Origin of the sequence: Streptomyces sp. NPDC047042 (assembly GCF_040644035.1) — a bacterium.
GTDB lineage: Bacteria > Actinomycetota > Actinomycetes > Streptomycetales > Streptomycetaceae > Streptomyces.
The window spans coordinates 1-2424 of the sequence record NZ_JBEYVP010000106.1; the positions used below are offsets into that span (position 1 = coordinate 1).

The window sequence follows — 2424 nt, forward strand, 5'->3', positions numbered from 1 at the left end:
TGTGATTAGGAGTGAAAAGCTAATCGAACCCGGAGATAGCTGGTTCTCCTCGAAAGCTATTTAGGTAGCGCCTCGGACGAATACTACTGGGGGTAGAGCACTGTTATGGCTAGGGGGTCATTGCGACTTACCAAACCATGGCAAACTCCGAATACCAGTACGTACTATCCGGGAGACACACGGCGGGTGCTAACGTCCGTCGTGAAAAGGGAAACAACCCAGACCCACAGCTAAGGTCCCAAATTCATCGCTAAGTGGTGAACGATGTGGAAAGGCACAGACAGCCAGGAGGTTGGCTTAGAAGCAGCCACCCTTTAAAGAAAGCGTAATAGCTCACTGGTCGAGTCGGTCTGCGCGGAAGATTTAACGGGGCTAAGCGATGAACCGAAGCTTGGGGTGCATACTTTGTATGCGCGGTAGAGGAGCGTTCCGTAAGCCGATGAAGGTGGATTGAGAAGTCTGCTGGAGGTATCGGAAGTGCGAATGCTGACATGAGTAACGATAATGCGGGTGAAAAGCCCGCACGCCGAAAGCCCAAGGTTTCCTTGCGCAACGTTAATCGACGCAGGGTGAGTCGGCCCCTAAGGCGAGGCAGAAATGCGTAGTCGATGGGAAGCAGGTTAATATTCCTGCACCTCGCGTAAGTGCGATGGAGGGACGGAGAAGGTTAGGCAGGCCAGGCGTTGGTTGTCCTGGTGAGAGAGTTGAGGCGGTCCCCTTAGGCAAATCCGGGGGGGCAACGTTGAGACTAAGGACCGGCCCATTAGGGCTAGGCTGCTGATATCACGCTTCCAGGAAAAGCTCCTAAGCTTCAGCTTACGCAGACCGTACCGTAAACCGACACAGGTGGGCAGGATGAGAATTCTAAGGCGCTTGAGAGAACTCGGGTGAAGGAACTAGGCAAAATAGCACCGTAACTTCGGGAGAAGGTGCGCCCTCCATGGTTAATAGCTAAGGGGGGCCGCAGTGACCAGGCCGCTGCGACTGTTTATCAAAAACACAGCACTCTGCAAACACGAAAGTGGACGTATAGGGTGTGACGCCTGCCCGGTGCTGGAAGGTTAATTGATGGGGTCAGCCGCAAGGCGAAGCTCTTGATCGAAGCCCCAGTAAACGGCGGCCGTAACTATAACGGTCCTAAGGTAGCGAAATTCCTTGTCGGGTAAGTTCCGACCTGCACGAATGGCGTAACGACAGGCTGTCTCCACCCGAGACTCAGTGAAATTGAACTCGCTGTGAAGATGCAGTGTACCCGCGGCAAGACGGAAAGACCCCGTGAACCTTTACTATAGCTTGACACTGAACATTGAGCCTTGATGTGTAGGATAGGTGGGAGGCTTTGAAGCGTGGACGCCAGTCTGCGTGGAGCCAACCTTGAAATACCACCCTTTAATGTTTGATGTTCTAACGTTGCCCCGTTATCCGGGGTGCGGACAGTGTCTGGTGGGTAGTTTGACTGGGGCGGTCTCCTCCCAAAGTGTAACGGAGGAGCACGAAGGTACGCTCAGCGCGGTCGGACATCGCGCACTGTGTGCAAAGGCATAAGCGTGCTTGACTGCAAGATCGACGGATCAAGCAGGTACGAAAGTAGGTCTTAGTGATCCGGTGGTTCTGTATGGAAGGGCCATCGCTCAACGGATAAAAGGTACTCCGGGGATAACAGGCTGATACCGCCCAAGAGTTCATATCGACGGCGGTGTTTGGCACCTCGATGTCGGCTCATCACATCCTGGGGCTGTAGTCGGTCCCAAGGGTATGGCTGTTCGCCGTTTAAAGTGGTACGCGAGCTGGGTTTAGAACGTCGTGAGACAGTTCGGTCCCTATCTGCCGTGGGCGTTGGAAGATTGAAAGGGGCTGCTCCTAGTACGAGAGGACCGGAGTGGACGCACCACTGGTGTTCGGGTTGTCATGCCAATGGCATTGCCCGGTAGCTAAGTGCGGAAAAGATAACCGCTGAAAGCATCTAAGCGGGAAACTTGCCTTGAGATGAGTCTTCCCTGACCCTTTAAGGGTCCTAAAGGAACGTTTAAGACTAAGACGTTGATAGGTTGGGTGTGTAAGCGTAGCGATACGTTGAGCTAACCAATACTAATGAACCGTGAGGCTTAACCTGACAACACCGAAGGTGTTTTAGAGAGACGAGATAGTTTTCGAATGTGGGTGAGAAGCCGAAAGGTGACGGACACAGCAGCTTGTTCAAGATTGATGTTCTGGTTTAGCGAAGAAAAGCGCTGAACGGGAACGAACCGAATTTGTCTGGCGGCAATAGCGCGGTGGTCCCACCTGACCCCATGCCGAACTCAGCAGTGAAACGCCGTAGCGCCGATGGTAGTGTGGGGTCTCCCCATGTGAGAGTAGGGAACTGCCAGACATTAAATTAGTGAGAAAGCCACCCATTGGTTGGCTTTTTTGCGTTTGGGGAAA

At 53.2% G+C, this 2424-nt stretch carries 2 rRNA genes; both read left to right on the forward strand.

What is annotated here, in order from left to right:
• Positions 1-2113: ribosomal RNA gene (locus ABZ855_RS48215) — 23S ribosomal RNA — on the forward strand; the annotation flags it as partial.
• Positions 2114-2255: 142 nt separating this feature from the next.
• Positions 2256-2371: ribosomal RNA gene (rrf, locus tag ABZ855_RS48220) — 5S ribosomal RNA — on the forward strand.
• The last annotated feature ends 53 nt before the right edge of the window (positions 2372-2424 follow it).